At 51.4% G+C, this 24665-nt stretch carries 30 protein-coding genes; 12 read left to right on the forward strand and 18 right to left on the reverse strand.

Annotated elements, in window-relative coordinates; translation table 11 throughout:
- The first annotated feature begins 1 nt into the window (after window position 1).
- Window positions 2–958: a transaldolase gene (gene tal / locus OCU43_RS15305; RefSeq protein ID WP_091356405.1), complete on the forward strand. Its 957-nt coding sequence runs from the start codon at window positions 2–4 to the stop codon at window positions 956–958.
- A gap of 260 nt (window positions 959–1218) precedes the next feature.
- Here the strand turns inward: tal and OCU43_RS15310 are convergent, their stop codons facing one another.
- The 3 genes from OCU43_RS15310 to OCU43_RS15320 form a co-directional block, all read right to left on the reverse strand.
- Window positions 1219–2676 carry an NAD-dependent succinate-semialdehyde dehydrogenase gene (locus OCU43_RS15310; RefSeq protein WP_091356403.1) on the reverse strand — a complete coding sequence of 486 codons (1458 nt, stop codon included), beginning with the start codon at window positions 2674–2676 and terminating at the stop codon, window positions 1219–1221.
- Window positions 2677–2893: 217 nt separating this feature from the next.
- The gene (locus tag OCU43_RS15315) at window positions 2894–4102 is read right to left on the reverse strand and encodes a CaiB/BaiF CoA transferase family protein (RefSeq protein WP_091356401.1); all 1209 of its coding nucleotides are present in this window, start codon (window positions 4100–4102) and stop codon (window positions 2894–2896) included.
- Window positions 4102–5289 carry an acyl-CoA dehydrogenase gene (locus OCU43_RS15320; protein ID WP_091356399.1) on the reverse strand — a complete coding sequence of 396 codons (1188 nt, stop codon included), beginning with the start codon at window positions 5287–5289 and terminating at the stop codon, window positions 4102–4104. The genes OCU43_RS15315 and OCU43_RS15320 overlap by 1 nt, the downstream gene beginning before the upstream one ends.
- A 414-nt stretch (window positions 5290–5703) precedes the next feature.
- Here OCU43_RS15320 and OCU43_RS15325 point away from each other — a divergent pair, with 414 nt between their 5' ends.
- The 6 genes from OCU43_RS15325 (at window position 5704) to OCU43_RS15350 (ending at window position 11203) form a co-directional block, all read left to right on the forward strand.
- Complete coding sequence (locus tag OCU43_RS15325) at window positions 5704–6117, forward strand: YbaN family protein (protein ID WP_091356397.1); 414 nt, start codon at window positions 5704–5706, stop codon at window positions 6115–6117.
- A 171-nt stretch (window positions 6118–6288) separates the two neighbouring features.
- Window positions 6289–8571, forward strand: coding sequence for a 5-methyltetrahydropteroyltriglutamate--homocysteine S-methyltransferase (metE, locus tag OCU43_RS15330; protein WP_091356395.1), 2283 nt, complete (start codon window positions 6289–6291; stop codon window positions 8569–8571).
- Window positions 8572–8698: 127 nt separating this feature from the next.
- Window positions 8699–9277: a pyridoxamine 5'-phosphate oxidase family protein gene (locus OCU43_RS15335; protein WP_091356392.1), complete on the forward strand. Its 579-nt coding sequence runs from the start codon at window positions 8699–8701 to the stop codon at window positions 9275–9277.
- Window positions 9278–9409: 132 nt separating this feature from the next.
- Entirely contained in the window at window positions 9410–10102 is a 693-nt protein-coding gene (locus OCU43_RS15340) for a DUF4336 domain-containing protein (RefSeq protein WP_091357119.1), read from the forward strand.
- A gap of 53 nt (window positions 10103–10155) precedes the next feature.
- Complete coding sequence (locus OCU43_RS15345; protein ID WP_091356389.1) at window positions 10156–10497, forward strand: 5-carboxymethyl-2-hydroxymuconate Delta-isomerase; 342 nt, start codon at window positions 10156–10158, stop codon at window positions 10495–10497.
- Window positions 10498–10537: 40 nt separating this feature from the next.
- Window positions 10538–11203: a hypothetical protein gene (locus OCU43_RS15350; protein ID WP_091356386.1), complete on the forward strand. Its 666-nt coding sequence runs from the start codon at window positions 10538–10540 to the stop codon at window positions 11201–11203.
- 66 nt (window positions 11204–11269) lie between these two features.
- On the opposite strand, the gene OCU43_RS15355 is transcribed toward OCU43_RS15350, so the two are convergent.
- The 3 genes from OCU43_RS15355 to OCU43_RS15365 all read right to left on the reverse strand — a co-directional run bounded on the left by OCU43_RS15355 (window position 11270) and on the right by OCU43_RS15365 (window position 14453).
- Window positions 11270–13453, reverse strand: coding sequence for a diguanylate cyclase domain-containing protein (locus tag OCU43_RS15355; RefSeq protein ID WP_091356383.1), 2184 nt, complete (start codon window positions 13451–13453; stop codon window positions 11270–11272).
- Window positions 13454–13755: 302 nt separating this feature from the next.
- Window positions 13756–14097 carry a hypothetical protein gene (locus OCU43_RS15360; protein ID WP_091356380.1) on the reverse strand — a complete coding sequence of 114 codons (342 nt, stop codon included), beginning with the start codon at window positions 14095–14097 and terminating at the stop codon, window positions 13756–13758.
- Window positions 14098–14099: 2 nt separating this feature from the next.
- Window positions 14100–14453 carry a NifB/NifX family molybdenum-iron cluster-binding protein gene (locus OCU43_RS15365; RefSeq protein ID WP_091356378.1) on the reverse strand — a complete coding sequence of 118 codons (354 nt, stop codon included), beginning with the start codon at window positions 14451–14453 and terminating at the stop codon, window positions 14100–14102.
- 182 nt (window positions 14454–14635) lie between these two features.
- On the opposite strand from OCU43_RS15365, the gene OCU43_RS15370 reads away from it, so the two are divergent.
- The 5 genes from OCU43_RS15370 to OCU43_RS15390 all read left to right on the forward strand — a co-directional run bounded on the left by OCU43_RS15370 (window position 14636) and on the right by OCU43_RS15390 (window position 18068).
- A complete protein-coding gene (locus OCU43_RS15370) occupies window positions 14636–15001 on the forward strand; it encodes a bacteriohemerythrin (protein ID WP_091356375.1) in 366 nt (121 codons plus the stop codon).
- Window positions 14998–15264 (forward strand): hypothetical protein, encoded by a 267-nt coding sequence (locus tag OCU43_RS15375; RefSeq protein WP_091356372.1) that lies wholly within the window; start codon window positions 14998–15000, stop codon window positions 15262–15264. The genes OCU43_RS15370 and OCU43_RS15375 overlap by 4 nt, the downstream gene beginning before the upstream one ends.
- Window positions 15265–15476: 212 nt before the next feature.
- Window positions 15477–16034, forward strand: a complete 558-nt coding sequence (locus tag OCU43_RS15380) for a hypothetical protein (protein WP_091356370.1) — start codon at window positions 15477–15479, stop codon at window positions 16032–16034.
- 424 nt (window positions 16035–16458) lie between these two features.
- Window positions 16459–17433, forward strand: coding sequence for an amidoligase family protein (locus tag OCU43_RS15385; RefSeq protein WP_091357116.1), 975 nt, complete (start codon window positions 16459–16461; stop codon window positions 17431–17433).
- Complete coding sequence (locus OCU43_RS15390) at window positions 17406–18068, forward strand: gamma-glutamyl-gamma-aminobutyrate hydrolase family protein (protein WP_091356359.1); 663 nt, start codon at window positions 17406–17408, stop codon at window positions 18066–18068. The genes OCU43_RS15385 and OCU43_RS15390 overlap by 28 nt, the downstream gene beginning before the upstream one ends.
- On the opposite strand, the gene OCU43_RS15395 is transcribed toward OCU43_RS15390, so the two are convergent.
- The 12 genes from OCU43_RS15395 to OCU43_RS15450 form a co-directional block, all read right to left on the reverse strand.
- Entirely contained in the window at window positions 18010–18492 is a 483-nt protein-coding gene (locus OCU43_RS15395) for a hypothetical protein (RefSeq protein WP_091356355.1), read from the reverse strand. The genes OCU43_RS15390 and OCU43_RS15395 overlap by 59 nt on opposite strands.
- 2 nt (window positions 18493–18494) lie before the next feature.
- Window positions 18495–18971 (reverse strand): NifB/NifX family molybdenum-iron cluster-binding protein, encoded by a 477-nt coding sequence (locus OCU43_RS15400; RefSeq protein WP_091356352.1) that lies wholly within the window; start codon window positions 18969–18971, stop codon window positions 18495–18497.
- Between the two features lie 98 nt (window positions 18972–19069).
- Window positions 19070–20278 carry a cysteine desulfurase NifS gene (gene nifS, locus OCU43_RS15405; protein WP_091356348.1) on the reverse strand — a complete coding sequence of 403 codons (1209 nt, stop codon included), beginning with the start codon at window positions 20276–20278 and terminating at the stop codon, window positions 19070–19072.
- 2 nt (window positions 20279–20280) lie between these two features.
- Window positions 20281–21204: a Fe-S cluster assembly protein NifU gene (gene nifU / locus OCU43_RS15410; RefSeq protein ID WP_091356345.1), complete on the reverse strand. Its 924-nt coding sequence runs from the start codon at window positions 21202–21204 to the stop codon at window positions 20281–20283.
- Window positions 21205–21240: 36 nt separating this feature from the next.
- Window positions 21241–21564 (reverse strand): HesB/IscA family protein, encoded by a 324-nt coding sequence (locus OCU43_RS15415; RefSeq protein ID WP_091356341.1) that lies wholly within the window; start codon window positions 21562–21564, stop codon window positions 21241–21243.
- A gap of 180 nt (window positions 21565–21744) precedes the next feature.
- On the reverse strand, window positions 21745–22164 hold the full coding sequence (locus OCU43_RS15420; protein ID WP_091356338.1) for a hypothetical protein: 420 nt from the start codon (window positions 22162–22164) through the stop codon (window positions 21745–21747).
- A 50-nt stretch (window positions 22165–22214) separates the two neighbouring features.
- Entirely contained in the window at window positions 22215–22586 is a 372-nt protein-coding gene (locus OCU43_RS15425; RefSeq protein WP_091356335.1) for a hypothetical protein, read from the reverse strand.
- 100 nt (window positions 22587–22686) lie between these two features.
- Window positions 22687–23010 carry a (2Fe-2S) ferredoxin domain-containing protein gene (locus OCU43_RS15430; protein ID WP_091356333.1) on the reverse strand — a complete coding sequence of 108 codons (324 nt, stop codon included), beginning with the start codon at window positions 23008–23010 and terminating at the stop codon, window positions 22687–22689.
- A gap of 59 nt (window positions 23011–23069) precedes the next feature.
- On the reverse strand, window positions 23070–23375 hold the full coding sequence (gene fdxB / locus OCU43_RS15435) for a ferredoxin III, nif-specific (protein ID WP_091356330.1): 306 nt from the start codon (window positions 23373–23375) through the stop codon (window positions 23070–23072).
- A gap of 30 nt (window positions 23376–23405) precedes the next feature.
- Entirely contained in the window at window positions 23406–23609 is a 204-nt protein-coding gene (locus OCU43_RS15440) for a CCE_0567 family metalloprotein (protein ID WP_091356328.1), read from the reverse strand.
- Window positions 23610–23642: 33 nt separating this feature from the next.
- Entirely contained in the window at window positions 23643–24113 is a 471-nt protein-coding gene (locus tag OCU43_RS15445) for a NifX-associated nitrogen fixation protein (protein WP_091357114.1), read from the reverse strand.
- Between the two features lie 80 nt (window positions 24114–24193).
- Window positions 24194–24664 carry a NifB/NifX family molybdenum-iron cluster-binding protein gene (locus OCU43_RS15450; protein WP_091356325.1) on the reverse strand — a complete coding sequence of 157 codons (471 nt, stop codon included), beginning with the start codon at window positions 24662–24664 and terminating at the stop codon, window positions 24194–24196.
- Window position 24665: the final 1 nt, after the last annotated feature.

The following is a 24665-nucleotide window of genomic DNA, read 5'->3' on the forward strand; positions in this document are numbered from 1 at the left end:
AATGGAAAGCCAGCTGGATCAGCTTAAAAAGATGACCACCATTGTTGCCGACACCGGCGACATTAATGCGATCCGCGATCTGAAACCGGTGGATGCAACCACCAACCCCTCCCTGCTGCTGAAAGCCAGTCAGGACCCGGCTTACCGTCCCTATCTGGAACAGGCCAAAGCCTGGGCGCTGAGTCAGAGTGGCAGCGAAGCGGAACAACTGGCCAACATGACCGATAAGCTGGCGGTGCTGGCCGGCTGCGAAATCCTTTCGCTGATTCCCGGGCGTATCTCCACCGAGGTGGATGCACGCCTGTCGTTTGATACCCAGGCAACCATCGCTAAAGCGAAGAAACTGATCGGCCTGTATAACGAAGCGGGTATCAGTAATGAGCGGGTGCTGATCAAAATCGCATCAACCTGGGAAGGGATCGAAGCGGCCCGTCAGTTGGAAAAAGAGGGCATCAATTGTAACCTGACGCTGCTGTTTGGCTTCGCCCAGGCGGTGGCCTGTGCCGATGCCGGTGTGTTCCTGATCTCGCCCTTTGTCGGTCGGATTCTTGACTGGTATAAAGCCAACAGCCCAGAGGGCACTGAGCTGAGCGGCCCTAAAGATCCCGGCGTACTTTCGGTCAGCCGCATCTACAACTACTACAAGCAACACGGTTATAACACCGTGGTGATGGGGGCCAGCTTCCGTAACAGTGAAGAGATTCGCCAACTGGCAGGCTGTGACCGGCTAACGATCAGCCCGGGGCTGATTGAAGAACTGGCGGGAACCAGAATACCGCTGGACCAGAAGCTTTTTGCTGATGCTCCGATGAGTGATGAGCCAAAGCTTGAAAACAGTGAACAGGCGTTCCGCTGGGCAATGAATGAAGATGCGATGGCCACCGAAAAACTGGCTGAGGGTATCCGCAACTTTGCCGCGGATCAGGTGAAGCTGGAGCAGTTGCTAAGTCAGCTATAAACCGGCTGACAATAATCAACGCTTGATGCTTAAAAGCGTTACCACAGTACCCAAAGGGCATGCTATACCCAAAGGGCATGCTATACCCAAAGGGCATGCGAAGATCACAGAGGACACGGAGAAGCACTATTAACTGGCTTTTCTCTGTGCACTCTGTGTCCTCTGTGGTGAGTCTGTTTTATGCTCTAAAGGCCCCTGCTCCGGTACTCTCTTCCAGTACTCTCTGGCGCGAAGAACCTTTTTTTAACCGGTCAGTGCTGTTACAACCCGCCCACCAGCGTATATTTGATCTCCAGGTAGTCCTCCATACCGTACTTAGAACCTTCCCGGCCGGTACCCGACTCTTTAACACCACCAAACGGGGCCACCTCGGTTGACAGAATACCATCGTTAACCGCTACCATGCCGTATTCCAGCGCTTCAGACACCCGGAACACCCGGGCATAATCACGGGTAAAGAAGTACGCTGCCAGACCAAACTCGGTGTCGTTAGCGATCTGCACCGCTTCCTCTTCAGTGTCAAAACGGAACAGTGGCGCCACCGGACCAAATATCTCCTCATGGGCCAGGCGCATATCGTTAGTGATATCAGCAACAATGGTCGGCTCGTAGAAATTTCCGCCCAGTGCGTGGGGTTTGCCTCCGGAAATAATCCGCGCCCCTTTGGCCACCGCATCATCAACCATCGAAGTCACTTTATCCAGCGCCGCCCGGTTGATCAGTGGTCCCTGCTGAAATTCGCCTTCCGAGCAGTTACCCACCTGCAGTTTGGCAACCTCGGCGGCATAGCGCTGGGCAAACTCTTCATAGATACCACTCTGAATCAGCAGACGGTTGGCACAGACACAGGTCTGACCGGAGTTGCGGTATTTAGAGGCGATTGCGGCGGGCACCGCTTTATCGAGATCCGCATCATCAAAGATAATCAGAGGGGCATTCCCCCCCAGTTCCATCGAGGTTTTCTTCACTGTGTCAGCACACTGACGCATCAGCTGTTTACCCACCGGCGTCGATCCGGTAAAGGAGAGCTTACGCACCACCGAGCTATCGGTGAGGGTTTTGCCTACTTCGATTGGACGCTTAGTGGTGATAACGTTGATGACACCTGCCGGAATACCAGCGCGGTCTGCCAGTTCCATCAACGCCAGCGCCGATAGCGGTGTATCTTCAGCGGGCTTGATAATCATCGTACAACCCACCGCCAGGGCCGGAGCACACTTACGGGTGATCATCGCATTGGGGAAGTTCCAGGGGGTGATCGCTGCAGTTACGCCAATCGGTTCTTTGGTCACGATAATACGCTTATCCGCTGCATGGGACGGGATAACATCACCATAAGCCCGTTTGCCCTCTTCCGCATACCATTCGATAAACGATGCGCCATAGAGCACTTCACCGGCGGATTCTGCAATTGGCTTGCCCTGTTCTGCGGTCATCAGAATAGCCAGATCATCCTTGTTGGCAACGATCAGTTCAAACCATTTGCGCAGCAGTACTGAACGCTCTTTCGCGGTTTTCTTTTTCCAGCTTTTAAAGGCCACATCGGCGGCCGCGATGGCGGCTTCGGTTTCTTCAACCCCCAGATCCGGCACAGTGGCGATCTGCTCACCGGTGGCCGGATTCAGTACCGGATTGGTTTCGCCGTTCAGGGCGTCAATCCACTGACCATTGACGTAGGCGTGTTGCTTTAACAGCGACGGATCTTTCAGGGTAATCATGTGTAACTCCAAAAACAGCAATAACGCCCCGATACCGATATCGGGGCGTGTATCAAAATACAGAACTTTTAATTACAGAACTCTTAATTACAAAGCGCTTAATTACAGCGCTTAATTACAGCGCTTTTAAATACGAGCGTTTAAATACAACACTTAGGTATTCAGCACTCTTATATTCAGAACGTTATACAGCCTTATAAAGGTAGTAAACCAGATCTCAGGCGACAACGTTCTGCGCTTTTAATTGTGTAATTTCCGCTTCGCTCAGTCCCAGAGAGGCCAGTACCTCATCGGTATGCTGCCCCAGTGTCGGTGGCGCAGCATTGTACTCTATCGGGGTGTGAGAGAATTTCACCGGACTGGCAACGCCGGGCACACTGCCACCCGCCGGATGAGGCAGCTCTACCTGCATCTGGCGGTGTTTCACCTGCGGATCAGCAAACACTTTATCCAGCGTATTGATCGGCCCGCACGGCACCCCCTGCGACTCAAGCTTCTCCAGCCACCAGTCACTGCTGTGACTACGCATCAGCTCGGCCACCAGGGGTGTCAGTTGTGCACGGTTTTCAACCCGTAATGAGTTAGTGACAAAAGCGGGATTATCCGCCAGCTCCGGGGCACCCGCCAGGGCACAGAAGCGGGCAAACTGAGCATCATTGCCCACCGCCAGAATGATGTGGCCATCCGCCGTCGGGAACGCCTCATAGGGGACAATATTCGGATGGGCATTTCCCAGACGTACTGGCGGCTTGCCACCCACCAGATAGTTCATCGCCTGATTTGCCAGCGTTGCCACCTGTACATCCAGCAGTGCCATATCGATATGTTGTCCCACACCGGTTTCACTGCGGTGCAACAGCGCCGCCTGAATACCGTTACAGGCATACAGACCGGTCATCACATCCACCAGGGCGACGCCGACCTTCATTGGCTGACCATCGGGATCTCCGGTGACGCTCATCAGACCGCCCATCGCCTGGATCATAAAGTCATAGCCAGCCCGTTGCGCATAGGGACCGTCCTGACCAAAACCAGTAACAGAGCAGTAGATCAACCCGGGATTCACCGTTTTCAGGCTGTCATAGTCGAGGCCATATTTTTTCAGGCCGCCGACTTTATAATTCTCAATCACAACATCGACCTGCGCCGCCAGACGCTTAATCAGCGCCTGTCCCTCAGGGGTGGTCATATCAATCGCAATTGAGTGTTTACCCCGGTTCGCCGCATGAAAATAGGCGGCGTCTGTCGGGTTGCCATCCGGGTCCTTAACAAACGGAGGCCCCCAGCCACGGGTATCATCACCACAGCCAGGACGCTCCACCTTAATCACTTCAGCACCAAAATCTGCCAGCATCTGGCCGGCCCAGGGGCCCGCCAGAATACGGCTGAGATCGAGTACTCTGATATGACTCAGCGCGCCAGCCATCAGAAGAACGCCTGAATGCCTGTCATCGCACGACCCAGAATCAGGGCATGAATGTCGTGGGTGCCTTCGTAGGTATTGACCGCTTCCAGGTTCATCACATGACGAATCACACCAAACTCATCGGAGATACCGTTACCACCGTGCATATCCCGGGCAACCCGGGCGATATCCAGCGACTTACCACAGTTGTTGCGCTTCATCAGCGAGATCAGTTCAACCGGGCAACGATTGTCATCCATCAAACGCCCCATCTGCAAACAACCCTGCAGACCCAGAGAGATCTCAGTTTGCATATCCGCCAGTTTTTTCTGCACCAGTTGGTTTGCGGCCAGCGGACGCTGGAACTGGATACGATCCAGGGTGTACTGACGGGCAGCAGTCCAGCAGAACTCAGCCGCCCCCAGTGAACCCCAGGCGATACCGTAGCGAGCTTTATTGAGACAACCGAACGGTCCGGCCAGCCCTTCAACACCGGGTAACAGGTTCTCGTCAGGGACAAACACATCCTCCATAACGATCTCACCAGTGACTGAAGCACGCAGAGAGAACTTGCCCTCGATCTTAGGCGCGCTCAGACCCGGCATCCCTTTTTCCAGTACGAAGCCACGTACCACGCCGTCCAGCTTCGCCCAGACGACAAACACATCGGCGACTGGCGAGTTGGTGATCCACATCTTCGCGCCTTTAAGGATGTAACCGCCATCCACTTTAGTGGCGCGGGTTTTCATATTGTTTGGATCAGACCCCACATCCGGCTCGGTCAGGCCAAAACAGCCGATCCACTCACCGGTGGCCAGTTTAGGCAGATATTTCATCCGCTGTTCTTCGCTGCCGTAAGCATAGATCGGGTGCATCACCAGCGAGGACTGCACCGACATCGCCGAACGGTAACCACTGTCTACCCGTTCAACTTCACGAGCCACCAGACCGTAGCAGACATAGTTAACCTCTGAACCACCATACTGCTCTGGCAGCGTAGACCCCAGTAAGCCGAGTTCACCCAGTTCCTGCATGATTTCGGTGTGAAAAATCTCGTTACGGTTGGCTTCTGTAACCCGCGGTAACAGCTGACCCTGACAGTAATCACGGGCAGCATCGCGAACCATGCGCTCCTCTTCGGTCAGTTGAGTCTCAAGGGAAAACGGATCTTCCCAGTTAAATGCAGGCTTTGTAGAAGATTTGCTCATGGAACACGCCTCTTGCTTCTCGTTATGTGCAGCCACCGCTTATGAGAGCGGTTTCCACCGGTTCTGATAGGAATGATAGCAGCATATTGTTCATTATTTTTTACAAAATCAAGCCCATAGAACAACATGGCTATATCGATTTTGTCCTGATAACAATACTACCGCCGACCCTGCTTTCAGGTATATGCCCCTTCAGGGGGAGGTAGAAAAAGGCCTGACATTAATGACTATCTGTGGCGATAAGCTGTCTATAATGGAGCTGATGTCTGCAGAGTGATACCCCCTGATACACTGTTTAAAATAGTGCCCACAACCGCAGGGGATCTCTGTGCATGTCAAAACGATAAGATAGTTGAAGCTCTGCGCTCATCTGATCAGCCAGGATGAATCAGGAGCGAACATTGAGGATACACTGTGCGTCAAACACTGATCCGGACACTTTTCCTGATGAGCGGTTTTTTTTTCGTTCTGTTAGGCATTATCGGACTGTTACTGCCACTGGTCCCGACCACCCCTTTCCTGCTGGTCGCGGCCTTCTGCTTTTCCCGCAGTTCGGAGCGTTTGCATCAGTATCTGCTCAACCATCGCTGGTTTGGTCATTATATTCGTGACTGGGAAGAGCATGGCGTGATCCCACTGAAGGCGAAACTTTTCGCCAGCGGTATGATGCTGTTAATGATCAGCTATCCGCTGCTGTTTCTGAATTTTCATCCAGGCCTGAAAACGGCCGCTGCCGCTACGGTTATCATTGCGCTATGGTATGTCTGGCGCAAACCCTCAAAACGCCCGCTATCGACTACTACTAAATCAGAACACCCTCTCAAATAGTCCCACCGATTTATAAAACAATGGCGATAAAATAATCTGTATTAATTTAATTCAATATTTTTTGATTTTATATCAATTTACCTCATGATAGATCAGCACCATAATCAACGCCTCTTTCGGGACAATCCCCTGTCTCAAAGAACGACCCTACAGAACTATCAACAGGAGAAGATGGTGAAAACACATATTCCGGGCTTTCCCCGTATTGGCGCTCAGCGCGAACTGAAGTTCGCGCTTGAAAACTACTGGCATGGAAAATCCAGCCGCAACGAGCTGACTGATGTGGCAAAGACTCTGCGAATGCAAAACTGGAATATTCAGGCTGAAAGTGGCATGGATCTGGTCACTGTCAATGATTTCTCTCTGTATGACCAGGTGCTGGATCACTCGGTGCTGTTAGGGGTGGTTCCTCAGCGTTTCAGCGATGGCAGCTGCGATAGCTTTGATAACTATTTCCGCATGGCCCGGGGGCGGGCACCATCAGGCAAGGCAACCCGTGCCTGCGAGATGACCAAATGGTTTGATACAAACTATCACTATCTGGTGCCGGAGCTAACCGCTACACAGCAGTTTATTCTCAATCCAGAAAAGCTGCTGGCGGAGATAACCGAAGCACAGCAAGCCGGTCATCGGGTTAAGCCGGTGATTATCGGCCCGGTTACCTATCTGTGGCTGGCTAAATGTGCGGCTCAGACGTTCGATAAACTAACGCTGCTACCGGCTCTGCTGGAAAGTTATAAAGGCCTGCTGAATCTATTGTCTCGTAAGAACATCGATTGGCTACAGATCGATGAGCCGGCACTGGTATTGGAGCTGCCACCTAAATGGCAGGAAGCCTATCGTGAAGCTTATCAGACGCTGAGCAGCAGTGGCACCGGGTTAAAGCTGATGCTGACCACCTACTTTGGCGCGCTGGACAGTAACTTTGATCTCACTGCTTACCTGCCGGTGGATGGCTTTCATCTGGATGCAGTACGCGGCGGCGATGAGTTTATCCGTTTCAGCGAGCGACTCAGAACAGATCAGGTGCTCTCAGTGGGCGTCATCGATGGTCGCAACATCTGGAAAACCGATATTACCGCAGCGGCCGGGCGCATTAAACCGGTTGCGGACCAAAGGGGCGATAACCTCTGGCTCTCCAGCAGCTGTTCATTGCTGCATGTGCCTGTCGATCTGGAGCAGGAAACCGGCTTTGATCCCGAGTTATACAGCTGGCTGGCATTTGCACGGCAAAAACTGGCGGAGCTCAGCCTGCTGAAACAGGCGATCGAGGGCAAAAACAGTCCTCAGCTGGCCGCGAACCTGCAACATGTGACCGCCCGGACACAGTCCCAGCGGGTACACCGTATCGAGGTGAAGCGGCGTGTCAACGGACTGATGCCACAAGATGGTGAGCGCGGCCTGCCCTACGCTGAGCGCGCGGTAAAACAGCAGCAAAAGCTGCAGCTTCCTGCGTTCCCAACCACCACTATCGGCTCATTCCCGCAAACCAGCGATATCCGTTCTGTGCGGGCCCGTTTCCGTCGTGGTGAACTGGATGAGATTAGCTATACCGCGATTATGCAGGCAGAGATTAAAGACTGCATCGAACGGCAGGAGCGCTATGGTCTGGATATGCTGGTACATGGCGAACCGGAACGCAACGATATGGTGGAATACTTCGGCGAACAGCTGGAAGGCTATACCACCAGTCAGTTGGGCTGGGTGCAGTCCTACGGTTCCCGTTGCGTTAAGCCACCGATTATCTATGGTGATATTCTGCGCAAAGAAGCGATGACCGTCGGCTGGAGCCGTTATGCCCAGTCACTGAGCAACAAGCCAGTTAAAGGGATGTTGACCGGTCCGGTGACTATGCTGCAATGGGCGTTTGTTCGGGACGATCAGCCCCGTTCTGAAACCTGTCTGCAGATCGCCCTGGCCCTGCGGGATGAAGTGGTCGATCTTGAGCAGGCGGGTATCGCTGCGATCCAGATCGATGAACCGGCTATTCGGGAAGGACTGCCGCTGAAACAGTCCGAGTGGGAGTTTTATCTGCAATGGGCGGTCTATGCCTTCCGTGTATCAGCCAGTGGCGTACAGCCGGAAACCCAGATCCACACCCACATGTGTTATGCCGAGTTCAATGACATCATTCAGGCGATTGCCGATATGGATGCCGATGTGATCACCATTGAAACCAGCCGTTCCAATATGGAGCTGCTGGAAGTGTTCACCGAGTTTAACTACCCCAATGAGATTGGCCCCGGCGTCTATGATATCCACAGCCCGAACACACCAACGGTAGAACAGATTCAGACGCTGATTGAAAAAGCCGCCACACTGATTCCAGCCGAACGTCTCTGGATTAATCCAGACTGTGGTCTGAAAACCCGTGGCTGGGATGAGGTTGCCACCAGCCTGATCAACATGGTTGCAGCGGCTAAAATCCTGCGGGAGCAACGACTGGCAGCATAACGTGCCCTGAATATAGCAACCAACAAAAGGCTGGGAAGCAATTCCTGGCCTTTTCTGTTTCACATTAACGCAATCATCTGATATTAATCAGGTAGATAATGTTAAGGAAAAACAAAGGGAACACGACATGGGTCAGCAATTTGCAGAACTGTCCACTCAACATATTGAGTTTATCGGTGAGCAGAAGATCTACTTTGTGGCAACAGCCGCGGCCACCGGCCAGGTCAACCTGTCCCCCAAAGGCGGTGATTCCCTCAGAGTGATCAGCCCGACCAGAATAGCCTGGTTAAATCTGACCGGTAGTGGCAATGAATCTGCCGCCCATGTATTGCAGAATCCAAGAATGACACTGATGTTCTGCGATTTTCAGGCCGCCCCCCTGATTCTCAGAACTTATGGCGATGCCCGGGTGCTGCATCGGCAGGATCCCGACTGGCACGAGTATCGCTCACTTTTTCCTGCCAGCGAAGCCGCCCGGCAGATCTTTATTCTGGATATCAGCCTGGTTCAGTCATCCTGCGGCATGTCAGTGCCCCTGTTTGATTATAAAGGCGACCGTGATGCGTTAACTAACTGGGCAGAGAAAAAAGGCAAACAGGGTATTGAGGCCTACTGGTACGACAGAAACCAGCAAAGTCTCGATGGTTTTGACACTGAAATCGTTGAACGCACTGGAATCAGTGCCCCTGAAAAGCACAACAAATAAGCGCACTGCAAGAGAACAGCTGAAAGATTGCCGCTAAATGTCAATGTCGCAGCAGCCCCTGTCTCTTCAGCTCTGTAACTGAAGCACCTGGTCAAAAACGTTTTTGTGGCAACGTTGTTAATGGAGAGTGTTGTGACTGAAATAGGTGAAAACATCTGGATTTTTGAGGGGCCTGCCGTACCCTTTTTTACCCTGCCCTACACGACGCGTATGACGATCATCAGGTTACCCGGTGATGAATTATGGGTTCACAGCCCGATCGCCCTGACAACGGAGCTGATTCACCAGATTGACACGTTGGGCAGGGTAAAATACCTGATCTCTCCCAACCATCTGCACCATCTGTTTATTAAGGACTGGCAGAATCATTATCAGGACACCCTGAGCTTTGGTACCAGAGAGGTACAAGTTAAGCGTCCGGATATCATATTTGAGAGTATTTTCACCCCATTTTTCAATGCCCCCTGGTCAGAACATATCGATCAACTGCTGTTTACCGGTTCGCCGGCCATGGAAGAGTGTGTATTTTTCCATAAACCCTCGGCAACACTGATTGTCACCGATCTGATTGAGAACTTTGCTCCGGAATCGTTCACCCCGGTGAAACGGTTCGTGGCCGCGGCTGCAGGTATTTTAGCGCCCAATGGCAAGATGCCCCTGGATTGGCGGCTGAGCTTTATGTTCAGTAAAAAGAAGGCGCAACAACATCTGCAAAACATATTACACTGGCACCCGAAAACGATCGTTATGGCTCACGGACAGGTGATCAACAGCGAAGCGGTACAGTTTTTAAAGCGATCGTTTAACTGGCTGGATATTGACTGATCCCGGTTAGTTATCCCGGCCCACCACTTTAATGTTATCTGGAGTACGCACCCTTGCCCCACTGTATTATTGAGTTTTCAGAAACGCTTATCCCCCGCCTGCCCCCTGCAAAACTGGTGCAAATCGTCTATGAAGGCGCATTGAGGTCCGGCTTGTTTGAGGCCGCAGATATTAAAACCCGCGCCTTAGCCTACGATCATTTCCTCACAGGTCCATCCCCTGCTGATTTTATTCACGTAACCCTAAGAATATTAAGTGGCAGAACCGATGAGCAAAAACAGTTATTATCTTCTACAGTGTTGAAGGGGTTAACAGATTGTAATCTGGCTGGAATATCCTTAACAGTGGAGGTTGAGGATATTCATAGTAGTAGTTATGCCAAATTTATTGCCTGACGCTGGCAGCATCAGGCTCTGTTTACTCTGAGAGGTGATTATGCTGGCTGGTCATATTGGTGTTGCACTGGCTCTGTGCAGATTGGATCGGCGCGTGAATCCGGGGGCATTAGTGGCTGCAGCCCTGTTACTCGACCTGCTGCTCTGGAGCTTTGTACTGCTGGGCTGGGAGTCGGTCACCATTCCTGACAATTTTGACCAAAAGCATCAACTGAAATTTAACTACTCATACTCCCACAGTCTTTCTGCGGCGGTTATCTGGTCCCTCATGTCTGGTGCGGCAGCGTTTCTCTGGTATTCAGAGTTCAGAGGGGTGGGCCTGCGAGCCGTATTTATGGTTTCGGTGGCAGTGTTCTCCAACTGGTTACTGGATTTTACGGTGCATGACCTCGACCTCTCTCTTCTGGGCGATGCTTCTCTGAAGATGGGCCTGAAATTTTGGGATAATATGCCCGTTATCTTGCTAATTGAGGCAGGTATTCTGCTGGCCGGATTGTTACTGTTTCTCTATGGTGCCAGAATCTCTACCGCCAGAGTGGTGGGCATGACCCTGCTCTGTGTGCTCGCGCTCACCATCACAGTAGTGACCATGACCATTGCACCAACCCCCTCTTCTGAGGTGTTGTTAGCCCAGGGGTCACTGGTAATGATTCTGTCCATCTGTCTGCTGAGCGGGTGGCTGGGGAGGCAGCTAAGGAGAGCATAAGCGGTTCGGAACGGCCGGTCCCACAGTAATCCCGCCTGTTCTTTTTACCCGATGCGCCGCTTCACATCACTCAACCGCTTCGGTGTCCCCCGTCAGCACTGGCTGGTTGTTTAACTCATCTGCATAAAATGACAGTGATCGGGTGCTCTTTTTAGCGGCATACATCGCACTGTCAGCAGCGCCAATCAGTTCAACCCGGTTGACGCCATCGCGGGGATAAAAGGCCACACCAATACTGATTGAAATCTGCAGCTCCTTTGCCAATAACGTTACCGGCTCTGAGAGACAGGCACTGAGTTTGTTTGCGATTACACTAACCTCTTCAATGCCCGGGTTACCGGGCAGCAGCAGGGCAAACTCATCTCCCCCCAGCCGCGCCAGGGTATCACTATCCCGCAAAACACGACTCAGACGACGACTGACCTCAATCAATAACTGATCTCCAATATCATGCCCCAGAGAGTCGTTGACCGCTTTAAACCCATTCAGATCCATATACAGCAGTGCCGCTGAGCGGTTATTTCGCCGGCACAGTGCAAGCGTATGCTCCACCCGGTCAATAAAAAGCCGACGGTTAGGCAGTCCGGTCAGCGCATCATAAAAAGCAAAATGCTCCAGTTCTGCATTCGCTTGTTTCAATTCATCGGTACGCAAGCTGACCAGCCGGGTCAGTCTTTCGTGATAACCAAACGCAGACAGCACGATAAATACCGCCAGCGCACCAAACAATGCCTCGGCTATCAGAAAGCTGAGGCTATCACCGATCTGCAGAGCAGTGACGTTTTTATTACTGACATGCAGATTAAAAGTCCACGTATGATTCGCAAACTCCATCTCAAACCAATGGCTCAACCCCTCCCCTGCAGCGATATCATCCATAGTATCCATGCGGCCATACACCTTGTCTGCCGGATTGTCATTTTCGTACACATAGAGATCGATATAACCCAGCCGTTCAGCGATCTGCGGGTTATTCAGTATTTCTGACACCAGAAAAACCCCGACGACGAACCCTTTAAGTGATTCAACAGCAGCCACCGAGTTATCCTGCGGATCAACCTGCTGAAAAACCGGCGAGAAGATCAGAAACCCCTGTTTATCGTCTTTAGACTGCACCAGCTCTATAATATTGGTTGCGGTATCCTTGCGGGTCGCTTTGGCCAGCAACATACTCTGTTTACGCTCATCGTTGGAAAAAACGTTATAGCCCAGTGCCGGATTATTATTTTTAAACGGCAGAATATACTCAACTACCACCAATGGATCGGTGGATAGCAGAGGCTTTCCCCTGACCTTAAATCCTGGGTCTACCTCCTTCCGCGCATGTTGTTCAAACTCTTCAACCGCCCCCTGCCCGACCAGAATATCCCAGGAGATCGCACTGATGCCGGGCAGGTTGGCGAGATAGGGACGGGTAGCGTCTGTGAACACCTGATAATTGACTTCTTCGGTCTGCGCCAGGGTAGTGCCAAGATGGTTCAGCGCATCAAGGTAATTGCTCATATGTTGTTTCAGGATGTTTTCAACCGCTTCAGATTTCAACGCAAAATCATTTTCAGTCTTAGTCACCACCGAGTCTTCAATATATTGCTGCGCTACCTGAAACGCAGTAATTAAGGTAAACAGAGGTATCGTTAACGACTTCAGCAGGCGATACCAGACAACTTTATCCACCTGACGGATAAACATCGCCAACAAGAGAGGTGTGACCAGAATGACACCCAGAAAATCGCCTATCCACCAGATCAGCACATTGTTAAGGTAAATTTTCGCGCTGAGATCCCCGCTTAATCCCAGAGTTAGCGCCCCATTCCCCACCACGGCACTGATCAGACAACAGAGAAAGGCGGTACCGATAAACCCCGCCACATGGGAGTATGAGGGGGCATCAAGAATCTTGATGTGCCGGGATTGCAGAAGGGTGTGATTGACCCAAGCCTGTACAACCGACCCCATGGCGATAATCCCGGAGGTGAGCACCACCGACAGCCCCAGTTCACTATGGTGTAACAAATAATGACCAGAATTAAACAGCAGAGAGCCCAACAGAATGGCGGGCAGGAAGCGTTTACCAAAGATCAGGCACCCAGCCAGCGCAACGCCTGCAGAGGGCCATAATGAGACAATCTGTGCCTGAGGGCTAAAACTGGAAAAGAAAAACGCGGATCCAACATAAAGCACAAACAGTAAAAGATAGGTACTTCTACCTGTCAGGGAGTAGCAAACGTTCAAAATGCTGACGTGCTCCATACTAAAGCCTGCAAACGGGATACAGTGCAAGCCGGCCTTTTTGCACCAACTAACATCATTGTAGAGCCACTGAGTCGAAGACTATAACAGATTGTTTTATAAAATCTAATTCCCTGTAAGTCGTAGGCTGATTTACATCAGTCTGACAGCGTCAGGCACGGCCCCGCCTCTGAACCATTTCAGGTGATGCAAGGACAGGCAGCTAGTCTAGCCGTTTGGAAGAAACCCGACACACTTTAGATATAGATGGTCTGGTCGTCATTTCACTCACTTTTTTCTGCTGTATCATATCCGTATTTTGTTCAGCCACATTCAAGCAGACCCTGTTGACGGATACGTGCTTTAAACGCTTTCATCACCGGACGGGAAATCATTGTTTCAGCCAATAGTCGCTGTTCATATACCTGAAGTTTAACCACCTCGTCCGAGCTGTCCCGTGCGGCGGCTATCAGCCTGTGCACACCAGGCTCCAGAAGTATGTGATGACATGATTTAACCGCGTCATACAGTGCTGCCATGACGACCTTTTCCTGTTGCGTCATTTTGCACTTACCATCGATAATTTTCAGCATCACCGTAATCGCGCAGTCAACTTCAACCGGACTGAGAAGATGTTCAGACAGCCATTGTTCAATATCGGTCATCGTTAGCTCCAGTCGGACGTTTGTACATAGTGCAGCAGCGACTCTTCAATCCCCTCATGCCCATAGTCGCTGACGGAGATGACGCCAATCCGTTTCAACTTCTCTTGCGGCCCGTCACCGATTTTGACCACGAACACCGCATGACAGTCTTTGATAGTTTCCAGAATCAGCTCCATGGCTGACCTGTCGCCGGTATGTCCCTGGCAGTAGTGGTCTACAACGCGGCGCTCGATAAACTCACAATGATCCTCGCAGACACGGTAGATCAAAAATGCTCTGGCATGACCAAAGTGCAGATTGATCGACACAGCATCTTTGCTGGCGACGGCCATCAAAACGGGGGGCAATTTCACCATCGGCTTAAACCTCTGTGGCTGCGTTGTTTTTCAGGGGTGCTAATACTCATATAGACAAGCACATGAGGTTAAGAGTGGCTGCAAAAGCTATACCAGCCATCTCTTTATTGGCGTGCAAATTGCTGGAAGCTTAAGACCAAACAAATCAGACGACAGATGAAGTCAGACTTATAGGTTTACTCATGCAACATTTAAATCATGCAGATATTGACTGTGATCATCAGCACTTTGCTGACATCACTACCCGGTTGAAAACCTCAGATACCGACCAGTTTAAAAGACTTTTCAGTGAGCTTCTTAGTCATACAGAAACCCACTTCAAGCGGGAAGAACAGTTCATAGAGCAGTACGACTACCCCGGAAAAAGCGAGCACTGCGGTGAACACAATCGCCTGCTAACCGAGCTGCGGCAGTTTAACCAGCGGGTACAGCAGGGCCGCCTGACCATGGCCCGTGCCTATATCAATGACCGTGTTGATGAGTGGTTGCATCAACATATTACCAATATGGATGCTGCGCTGGTGAAACATATCGAGAGTCACTCATGAAGACTGAGCTGAACACAGAACTGAACCGGATTATTCAGCTGGAAGAGGGGCTGGTCGCATTAGCATCGCTATACCACAACCCGATGACCGGCGACCGGATTCTCAAACTGGAGCTGAACTACCATACCCAGATCATCGGAGCCAAGAGTTTTACCCTGCAGGGGTTCAGCGGCGAAGAAGCGGAAAACCTGGTCAGAAACCTGCCCGATAATCAGTACATTATGCGGGAGATTGATGAGTTTCTGGCGGGCGATATGGATTAACGATTGTCGTGAACACGACAAGCGTCGAAACAAATAACTGCAGTAAAAACAACAAACGGTACAGGTTTTGTCGACAGCCAACAAAGAAAACAGAGCTGATTATATTTTTTATATAAAAAATAACAGGTTAAAGATAAATCCACCTTAGGTACGCTAATTGCAATTCAGAGAAAAATGCTGGAATTCGGCTTTATATACTCTGGAGTGTAGACATGTTACTTGATCAATATAAGCAAAAAGGGCTCTTCTTTAACGTTAACTTTCTCGAATCAACGGATACACAGATGCAAGCCTATCGGGGAGAACTGATTCTGATCGAAGGTGAGATTGGCGATGACAAAGGCCACTCAAAACCACCTGTCGATGTGATGCGGGGCGTTTTTATACTGGCAGACGACAAGATCAGAATGCTCGGTGGTGTTGTCGATTCCATGGACTCTCTTCCCGCCCTGATGGACAAGTACAGTGCAGATTTTGCCAGCGACATCAGTGCCCTGATCTATGTGGTTAATCTGGAGAAAGCCGTTGTCACCGACATTTCTGGCTTCAATTTCATCCTGATTCCAATGACTCAGGGTGTACCCTGGAATGAAACCATGGAGGAGCTGGCAATTGAGAAAAGCGATCTGAAAGGTCAGTCTGCGGGCAACAAACTGGTCACCGTCTACGAAGAGCTGAAAACCTACAAGCCTAAATATGCCAGCGTTGCATTTGACGCTGCGATGACGATGATCACCGACGCCAAGCGGGAAGGCTGGGGGGCAGTTTAACCCTTGCGCGGGCCGTTTACGTTCTGATCAGATCAGCCCGCGTTGCACCGCGCAGGCCCTGATCAGAACGTCTCCCAACAGCAGACTATAGCGTTATTCACCAGGATATCCCGTCTGCGTGTAGAAAAAAGGGTGTTAATTTTGATCTGGGCCGGTTGTTTCAACAGCCTGCCTATCCGCTACTGATGTAATATCGCCGAAATTAACGCTGTACCATCGATTCCACTGTCCCCCTCTTTCACCTCTTCAATTGTCTCACAGTGAACTACTCTGATAATGATGTTAACCCGGCTCGATCGCCTATTCGGCGATCAGGTCAGGCAGACTAATGGGCCGACAGGGGAATCCCCTGCCAGATTAAACTGATCTGATGACCGTTTTTAACCGTATTACTGTTTTGGTGTCACCAGAGGATTATGGATCAATGAATCAGACACAGAGTTTCAAGTCACCATCCTGTACCGTGAATAAAGAAGGGGCTGAAAGGAAGGTGGGCTTCGAGCTGGAGTTTTCCGGTTTAACACTACAGCAGACCTCGGAGATAGTCAGAGAGACCCTCAATGGCACGCTGAAACATCAGACCGCGGCAGAAACGGTTATCCATTGTGCCGGTTTGGGGGCGTTCAATATTGAACTGGACTGGAACTATCTGAAAGAAAAAGCCGCCAGTGATAAGGATCAGCCCTGGCTGGAACTGCTGAGTGATGCTGCCGGTTTGCTGGTGCCGGTTGAGGTGGTTTGTCCTCCCATTACGCTATCCCGGTTGAATCAGCTTGATGAGTTAGTGATGCAACTGCGGCAAGCGGGTGCTATCGGCACAGAAGAGTCGATGATTGCTGCATATGGGGTGCATATTAATAGCGAAATCCCCTCGTTAGATGCCGCTACACTGTTTAATTATCTGAGAGCCTTTTCCCTGTTGCAGTGGTGGCTGGTAGAGGCCCACGAGGTGAATACAACCCGTAAGATCAGCCCCTATATAGATCTTTATCCGGAAAAATATATTAAACAACTGCTATCCCGTGACCACCCGGATATGGAGATAATCTTCAGCGATTATCTTCAACACAACGCCTCGCGCAACCGGGCACTGGATCTGTTGCCACTATTGGCAGAGATTGATGAGGACAGGGTACGCCGCTGTATCGACGACCCCAAAATTAAGCCCCGGCCCACCTTCCATTACCGCATGCCCAATTGCAACATTGAACATGAAAACTGGTCTTTGGCGCTGTCATGGAATATCTGGTGGGTTGTGGAACAGCTGGCCTGCCAACCGGATCACCTGAATGAGTTAAGTGCCGCTTTTCTGGCAGCTGAGCAGTCACTATTGGGTGTCAGCCGTAAACTGTGGACAGAGTATATCGATCAATGGCTAAAAAACCACGCATTGGCGTAACCGGGACGGCGAAGTTCTGGTCTCCCGGCTGGTGGTGCGCAGCACTGGCCCTGCGACTGGCCGGGGCGACTCCTGAACGGATCAGCGTGCGCCATTCGGCCAGTGGTCAACCACTGGATGGCCTGCTGATTGGGGGGGGCGATGATATCAGCCCAGAGCATTATCAGGGCGACATTGATAAGCCGGTCAAAAGCGATCCGGCACGGGATGAGCTGGAGATACGCTGGATTAAGACAGCGCTGGATAACGATATCCCGCTGATGGGCATCTGCCGGGGGGCGCAACTGATCAATGTGGTGTTAGGCGGAACCCTGCACCCGGACATACGCTCACTCAGGCAACACACCTATAACCGACCAGGACTGCTACCCACCAAACAGGTGAAAATAACCGCTGAGTCAAAACTGGCAGATATCTTCAACAAGGTTCATCTGAGGGTGAACAGTCTGCACCACCAGGCGATAAAATCCACCGGAAAAGGGCTGCGGGTTGTTGGCCGGGATCTGGATGAGATCACCCAGGCGGTCGAGTCTGACCAGCATAAGATCATTGCGGTGCAGTGGCACCCGGAATATCTTATCTATCTCCCCTCGCAGTTTTCTCTGTTTCGCTGGCTGGTAAAAAATACTCGTTGAGCATTGCACTGTCGTAACGATAGCCTCGCAACTCCATCTGCTGTTCAATCAGGTGAAGCAGTCGCAAACACTCTTCGGCCTGGTTACTGATAACCGTTTCACTACCGGGATGGCTGGCGCTCTCGCCGACAACCTCACCGGTTCCGATCAGTTCATCTTCAAGATATTCTCTGACAAAGTGGTCGATACAGAGGAGAAAATAGTGTTCAACCGGTATCTGATGCCGTTGAATCTGTTCAACAATCTGCTCCGGACTCTGAAGCAGCGCCTGAAGCGATCTTTTCAGTGGTATAAGAGGATTACTGGCATGCAGGCGGGGGTGGAAAAAACGTTGTTCTAAAAAATCGGAACAGCAAAGATCAAACTGGCGGATCTCTGGCGGTGGAAAGATCCCCCATAGAAACCGGTTAAGTATGTCTGGCATCACTATTCATCCCAGTCCTCTTCTGCCATCTCTGCAAAATTGCCGGCACTCTGTTTCATTTTCTGATTGATAATATTCTGTAACCAGAACGCTTTCTCTCCCGCCAGCTGAGTCTGTATCGATTCCAGTAACTCATCCACATCGGGCCCGCCTTTAACCTGAACCGGAGTGATTCCCAGAGAGATCAGCTGTTTTGTGGCAGAGCCACCAATGGATCCGCAATACATCAGATCCGCGCCCACCAGCCATCTGAGTTTGGGTTTTAACTTGTCTTCATTGCCATCCTGAGCGGCCGCAGCAAAGCTCTGGCTCGTCAGGAGTTGAGCAGAATGACTGTTAACAGAGTAGACATAAAAGCCCTGAGCAGAACCAAAATGCTGATCGACCATACCCCCCTCCATCGAAGCAAACGCCACAATCAGATCATCGAAGTTAGGGTTAGCCTCAGCAATACTCGGATAAGACAGACACTCAGTCATGATTACCTCCAGCTAAACGCAGCGCAAGCTTAGTGAATAAAAAGCTTAGTCAATAAAGTGACACAGGGAGGGTTCGAATCCCTCCCTTCGCCAAGTGATCAGGCATAGACAGGTGCAAACGCCTGCTCTGGATCCTCTGCCGGACCATTACCATCCCAGTAAGGCGATAGCTTGCGAAGTTTTGCAACTATCTCAGGCACTTCGGCTATCACCCGTTCCACCTCTTCCATGGTGTTGTAGCGGGAGAAAGAGAAACGCACCGTGCCGTGGGCAGCAGTATAGGGAATACCCATCGCCCGCATCACGTGTGATGGTTCCAGAGACCCCGAGGTACAGGCAGAACCACTGGAGGCGGCAATACCGACCTTATTCATCAGCAACAAAATTGCCTCGCCCTCAATATATTCAAACGCGATACTGGCGGTATTGGGCAGGCGATTATCCGTATCACCGGTCGGAAAACTATAAGGTACCGCCGCCAGAATGCCCTCTTCCAGACGATCACGCATCGCTTTCACCGTGGTATTTTCGAACTCCATATGTTGCATAGCCAGTTCGCAGGCTTTGCCCAGCCCAACAACGGCTGCAGCGTTCTCAGTACCAGCACGGCGACCGCGCTCCTGATGGCCACCCCGCAGTAGCGGACGGAAACGGGTACCCCGTTTCAGGTAGAGCACGCCAATCCCTTTCGGGGCATGCAGTTTATGACCGGACAGAGAGAGCATATGAATATTGCTCTGCTGCAGATTGATCGGTAGTTTACCCACCGCCTGAACCGCATCGGTATGAAACATAACACCGGCTTCGTTGGCCATATCCGCCATCTTCTCCACCGGGAAGATGGTGCCACTCTCATTGTTGGCCCACATCACACTGACCACCGCTACCCGGTCGCTCAGGAGGCTGGCGTACTGATCAAGATCCAGACGCCCCTTACTGTCCACTTCCAGCTTATGAACGGTATAGCCTTCTGTTTCAAGATATTCGCACAGGGTCAGCACCGCCGGGTGTTCAACTACCGTGGTGATAATCTCTTTACGTTCTGGCTGCGCTTTCAGGGCTGATAGAATCGCCGTTGAATCTGATTCTGTACCGCAGGAGGTAAAGATAATTTCAGAGTCATGCTCTGCCCCCAGCAACGCCTGTACCTGCTGTCGGGCTTTCTTCAGGGCAAAACCGACCTTATTACCAAAGCTGTGCAGCGAAGATGGGTTACCAAACTGCTCGCTGAAAAAGGGAAGCATCTCTTCCAGTACTTCAGGAGACACCATCGTGGTCGCATTGTTATCCAGATAGATATCACTCATGGTTAACCCCCTATTCCAACCAGTTGATCCGCCTTCTTTTCAACCTGCACCAGGCGTACAAACTCACCCAGTTCCTCAATCAGCTGCTGCTGAATACCACCCAGGGTCATCGAGGCCATCTGGCAACCCATGCAGGCACCGGTCAGATTGACGTAGATGGTATTACCGTCAATATCCATCAGTTCACAATCACCGCCATCGGCCTGCAAACGTGGACGCACCGCTTCCAGCACCCGCATAATGGTGCTGATGCGTTTAATGTCGGTTTTCGGTGCGGCCTCAGCCGGCGCTGATGCAGCAGCAGGGCTACTGGCGGCAACGGCACTTCCTACACCACCGGCAACAAACTCCTCACCGCTCTCTGCCATCACCCGGCTTAGAATATTTTCGATCCCTTCATGACAGGCTGAACAACCACCACCCGCTTTGGTGTAGTTGGTCACCTCTTCAACACTTGTCAGGTTATTAGCCCGGATAGTGTCTTCAATCATCACCTCATCGATAGCGAAGCACTTACAAACCAGCGCACCCTCTTCGTGATCATCACTCCACACCTCACCGCGATAATCAGCAACAGCGGCCTGCAGCGCTTCACGTCCCATGACGGAGCAGTGCATCTTTTCCGGTGGCAGGCCGTCAAGAAAATCAGCGATATCCTGGTTAGATACCTCCAGTGCCTGATCCAGTGTCATCCCTTTAATGATCTCCGTCAGAGCGGAGGAGGATGCTATCGCAGAACCACAGCCGAAGGTCTGGAAACCCGCATCGAGAATAACCTCGCTGTCCGGGTCCACTTTAAGGGTCAGCCGCAGTGCATCACCACAGCTTAATGATCCAACTTCACCGGTCGCATTTGCATTTTCAGCGGCCCCGGCATTCTTGGGGTTATAAAAATGTTCTTTAACTTTTTCAGAATAATCCCACATATCGAATTCCTCTATCTATCTGTTACCGGTCAGTGGTTAACCTGCGAAGGATTTACCGCAGTTACAGCTCTCTGTTGCGTTCGGGTTTTCAAACTTAAAACCCGACCCCTCAAGGCCATCCAGAAAATCGACTGTTACGCCGCTAAGCAGTGGTGCGCTCTCCCCATCAACAAGAATTTTCACCCCACTGCACTCAATAATCTGATCCTCTTCAGCGCTAGCCTCTTCGAGTTTCATACCGTATTTGAAGCCGGAACAGCCGCCCCCATCGACCCGGATACGTAAACCAAACACAGGCTTATTGGCCTGATCAATAAACCGGGAAATAGCACTGACTGCGCTCTCTGTTAGCTGAATCATGATCTCGTCCTCATCAATCCGAGTGTTCAGTTATATGCAGTGCAAGCCGGGTGCCATTGAAGATAAAAATTAAAAAACCTTAATATTCATATAGTTGATGTAAATCAATGGAGGGTGTGTTCGGGGGCAGTATGACAATTGAAGGGGTATTGTAGGAATTACGACAAAGTGAAAACGGATTTAATCACCCAACAGACACTCATAGGCTTTTCTGAATAGCAGACGTTCAACAACTGGCACTTTAAGCAGTTCCAGCAACGAGATAAAAGTGCCATTGGCCTGCGGCTGAGGCAGATCGGTGGTGGTGATCCGAACCAGTGACACAGCAACGGGTTGTTGTGCGGTGTCGACCCAGGCCAGGGTCGGGCTGACCACCTGCAACAGAGCTTCATCCACTCCCAGATACTCTGCCAGTTGACTGAGATGCCGGGCCGGATGAGGCGTCACCGCTTGCGGCTGCTCCGCTTCAATCAGGGAGGTCAGCGCCGGCAGCCCTCCTGGCAGGCAGCCAAATGGCTGAGGTGTTGAACAATCGATCCAGAACGACAACCGGGCACTGATCGGATTCAGATGTACCAGAATAATCTTTAAATCGGTCATATATACCTCTGTTGGCGATGCGATGACGCATCATTCTCCGGTGAAGGCGCTCACAGCATCTGCATCGGTGTCACTTCTGCACTCAGCCGTTGAGGATCTGAGCCCCACACAGACACCGACTCTGCCCAGACCTGTTGTTTATCCGGCCAGGGGCAGATCAGATCGATCTCCAGCATCATCGAACCATCACAGTTAATCACCAGCCAGCCGCGCCGCTGACTATTGCTGTCTGCCCAGCGGCCATTCAGGGTATCGTCACCGTTCAGGGGCTCTTTTCGGGTTTCAAACTGAAACTGCCGCAGTGATGGCAGGAGCACACTGCCGAAGCCCGCCTGAGTCAGTTTCACGCTGGCCGCTTCCAGAGAAGCCTCCAACAGCGGACCGAACTGAGCGATCAGTCGCGCCACAGCGGTTTCACTCATCTTTATTGCCTTTTAATCGTTCACGTACTGACGCGGTTATTGGCAGAGTGCTTTCTTACCAAAGCACTGTTTACCAGAGATCAGTTTACCAAAGCCCTGTTTACCAGAGCTCATCCGGTGCCAGCAGTTCCTTAACCGGCTCACCGGCAATCAGGTGCTGTTCAACAATCTGGGTAACATCCTCAGGTTTCACCCGGATATAGAGGTAAGACCCCGGATAAACCAGCACATTTGGACCACAATCACAGGGGCCCAGACAACCGGTTGCCGTCACAGCAACTTTGTTAAAAAGATTACGTTTAGCCACTTCCTCTGAAAGCGCCTGGGTAATCTGTGCAGCGCCTGTAGCGCCGCAGCTTCCCCGGGGATGTCCCTCGGGCCGTGTCTGGTTACAGACAAACACATGAATCTCTGGTTTTGGCATGACACCACTCCTGTTTTCTGGCAACTGCTCAGACTTTTTCTACGTTGATTGCAATCCGATCAGGCAGCGACCGCTTCATGACTATGGCATTTCTTCGGACAAACCCGCAGACATGACATACAACCGATGCAATCGTCAGCATCAGCCACCGACATCACCTTCATCTCGTCATCATCATCCCAATCATCGTCATCATCGTCTTCAGCCAGCGCTTCTGAGCGCTCAACCAGTTCAAATACATCCCGGGGACAGACCTTATAGCAACGACCACAGCCGATGCAGGTTTCCTGATTTACCCCAGTGATAAAGTTTGGCGTCCATTCGCTCCCGCCACGGGTGCGACCCTTAATCAGATCTGCAGACATCCCTACTCTCCTCTAAATACGGTTAATCTTTTACTGAGCAGCTTCCAGCTTTTCCTGCGCCTCTTTCCAGGCCTGACAGGCAGCCAGGGTTTTATCCGCCAACTCGGGTAAACGCTCATAATCGGTCCATAGCTGATCTTCAACCAGGTCATGCATCTGTGATGCCCACTCTGTAGCGATTCGCTTGGCTTTGCGCGCATTTTTTTGCAGATCTTTCAGCGCTTCATCTGTCATTGCTCTCCCTCCTGAATCAATCTCTTTAACGAATTATGCTTTCGCTGCATCTTTAAAGGTTTCGATGGTTGCCAGTGCTTTATCAATTATTTTGCAGGCTTCCTCATTGAGTTTTTCCAGGGACTCAAAACCAAAACGATGCACATCACGCAATACCTTATCCGCCACAATCAGTTTACCCACCATGATCAGCGCCCGGCCAAAGCCTTCATGGCTGAGGTTGATCATGGGGGCTGCCATCATGCCGCACTCCTGCTCGATACGCACAGAGAGGGCGTTGTAATACGCCTTAACCCGTGCCACCACGATCTCATCCGGGTCACCCACCACCGGGATCTCCCGACGACGGGCTTTTGTCAGAATCAGAGGATCAAGCACTTTTTCATTGCTCCAGTCATCATAGGTGCCATAGCTGTCAACAGCCCGCAGCTGAACGATCATCTGCTTGACGAAAGGGCTGTCCATCAGCTCATTTCCCGGTTCAATACACAGCGCTTCATTCATAATAATCTCCAAAAATTTGAGGGTTGGCATCAAGCTGCCGGAGCAGCTTGCTGACTAATGGTTAACGCTCTTTTTCAGCTTTACTCCTCCCAGCTATCCGCTTCGGAATAGCCTGGTGGTGACTTCAAGAGCAGTTGCTGCCGGGCAATCGCTTTCGCCAGCCAGCTACCCGGGCCGCGTTCAATCTCACGTTGCAGCGCCTTTAACAGATCGGTAATACTGGCTTCCTCTGATACCCTGATCGGTTGTATGCCTTTGGCAATCAGCCGCCGAATCGCTGCCGCACCACAGGCATAGCTGTAAACCGCTGCGCAGCCTGAGAGAAACTCAATCCGTGCCTGGAGCCGGTCCTCCTCACTGGAATCAAGGGTAAACTCAGCCACCGATAGCAGATCACACCGGTCCGTGGTGACACCGTAGATCGAAAAGGATCGCGCCGAACCAAAATGCTCATTGACCGTTTCACCATCGTTTGTCGCAAACGCGACACGGATCATATAAGGCGTTTCCCCCTCGCGGATAACATGCAGATGGCGTGACACAGGAACCATG

It is taken from the genome of Amphritea atlantica (assembly GCF_024347255.1).
GTDB classification, from domain to species: domain Bacteria; phylum Pseudomonadota; class Gammaproteobacteria; order Pseudomonadales; family Balneatricaceae; genus Amphritea; species Amphritea atlantica.

Coding starts and splice junctions, on each gene's coding strand:
- metE (WP_091356395.1), top strand. CDS start 6,289: ATGGTGAAAACACATATTCCGGGCTTTCCCCGTATTGGCGCTCAGCGC.
- OCU43_RS15310 (WP_091356403.1), bottom strand. CDS start 2,676: ATGATTACCCTGAAAGATCCGTCGCTGTTAAAGCAACACGCCTACGTC.
- OCU43_RS15360 (WP_091356380.1), bottom strand. CDS start 14,097: ATGACCGATATTGAACAATGGCTGTCTGAACATCTTCTCAGTCCGGTT.
- fdxB (WP_091356330.1), bottom strand. CDS start 23,375: ATGTCTGCAGATCTGATTAAGGGTCGCACCCGTGGCGGGAGCGAATGG.
- OCU43_RS15390 (WP_091356359.1), top strand. CDS start 17,406: ATGGCTAAAAAACCACGCATTGGCGTAACCGGGACGGCGAAGTTCTGG.
- OCU43_RS15315 (WP_091356401.1), bottom strand. CDS start 4,102: ATGGCTGGCGCGCTGAGTCATATCAGAGTACTCGATCTCAGCCGTATT.
- OCU43_RS15395 (WP_091356355.1), bottom strand. CDS start 18,492: ATGCCAGACATACTTAACCGGTTTCTATGGGGGATCTTTCCACCGCCA.
- OCU43_RS15425 (WP_091356335.1), bottom strand. CDS start 22,586: ATGAGTGAAACCGCTGTGGCGCGACTGATCGCTCAGTTCGGTCCGCTG.
- OCU43_RS15365 (WP_091356378.1), bottom strand. CDS start 14,453: ATGGTGAAATTGCCCCCCGTTTTGATGGCCGTCGCCAGCAAAGATGCT.
- tal (WP_091356405.1), top strand. CDS start 2: ATGGAAAGCCAGCTGGATCAGCTTAAAAAGATGACCACCATTGTTGCC.
- OCU43_RS15370 (WP_091356375.1), top strand. CDS start 14,636: ATGCAACATTTAAATCATGCAGATATTGACTGTGATCATCAGCACTTT.
- OCU43_RS15440 (WP_091356328.1), bottom strand. CDS start 23,609: ATGACAGATGAAGCGCTGAAAGATCTGCAAAAAAATGCGCGCAAAGCC.
- OCU43_RS15320 (WP_091356399.1), bottom strand. CDS start 5,289: ATGAGCAAATCTTCTACAAAGCCTGCATTTAACTGGGAAGATCCGTTT.
- OCU43_RS15355 (WP_091356383.1), bottom strand. CDS start 13,453: ATGGAGCACGTCAGCATTTTGAACGTTTGCTACTCCCTGACAGGTAGA.
- OCU43_RS15350 (WP_091356386.1), top strand. CDS start 10,538: ATGCTGGCTGGTCATATTGGTGTTGCACTGGCTCTGTGCAGATTGGAT.
- OCU43_RS15380 (WP_091356370.1), top strand. CDS start 15,477: ATGTTACTTGATCAATATAAGCAAAAAGGGCTCTTCTTTAACGTTAAC.
- OCU43_RS15335 (WP_091356392.1), top strand. CDS start 8,699: ATGGGTCAGCAATTTGCAGAACTGTCCACTCAACATATTGAGTTTATC.
- nifS (WP_091356348.1), bottom strand. CDS start 20,278: ATGAGTGATATCTATCTGGATAACAATGCGACCACGATGGTGTCTCCT.
- OCU43_RS15430 (WP_091356333.1), bottom strand. CDS start 23,010: ATGCCAAAACCAGAGATTCATGTGTTTGTCTGTAACCAGACACGGCCC.
- OCU43_RS15415 (WP_091356341.1), bottom strand. CDS start 21,564: ATGATTCAGCTAACAGAGAGCGCAGTCAGTGCTATTTCCCGGTTTATT.
- OCU43_RS15445 (WP_091357114.1), bottom strand. CDS start 24,113: ATGAATGAAGCGCTGTGTATTGAACCGGGAAATGAGCTGATGGACAGC.
- OCU43_RS15450 (WP_091356325.1), bottom strand. CDS start 24,664: ATGGTTCCTGTGTCACGCCATCTGCATGTTATCCGCGAGGGGGAAACG.
- nifU (WP_091356345.1), bottom strand. CDS start 21,204: ATGTGGGATTATTCTGAAAAAGTTAAAGAACATTTTTATAACCCCAAG.
- OCU43_RS15420 (WP_091356338.1), bottom strand. CDS start 22,164: ATGACCGATTTAAAGATTATTCTGGTACATCTGAATCCGATCAGTGCC.
- OCU43_RS15385 (WP_091357116.1), top strand. CDS start 16,459: ATGAATCAGACACAGAGTTTCAAGTCACCATCCTGTACCGTGAATAAA.
- OCU43_RS15375 (WP_091356372.1), top strand. CDS start 14,998: ATGAAGACTGAGCTGAACACAGAACTGAACCGGATTATTCAGCTGGAA.
- OCU43_RS15400 (WP_091356352.1), bottom strand. CDS start 18,971: ATGACTGAGTGTCTGTCTTATCCGAGTATTGCTGAGGCTAACCCTAAC.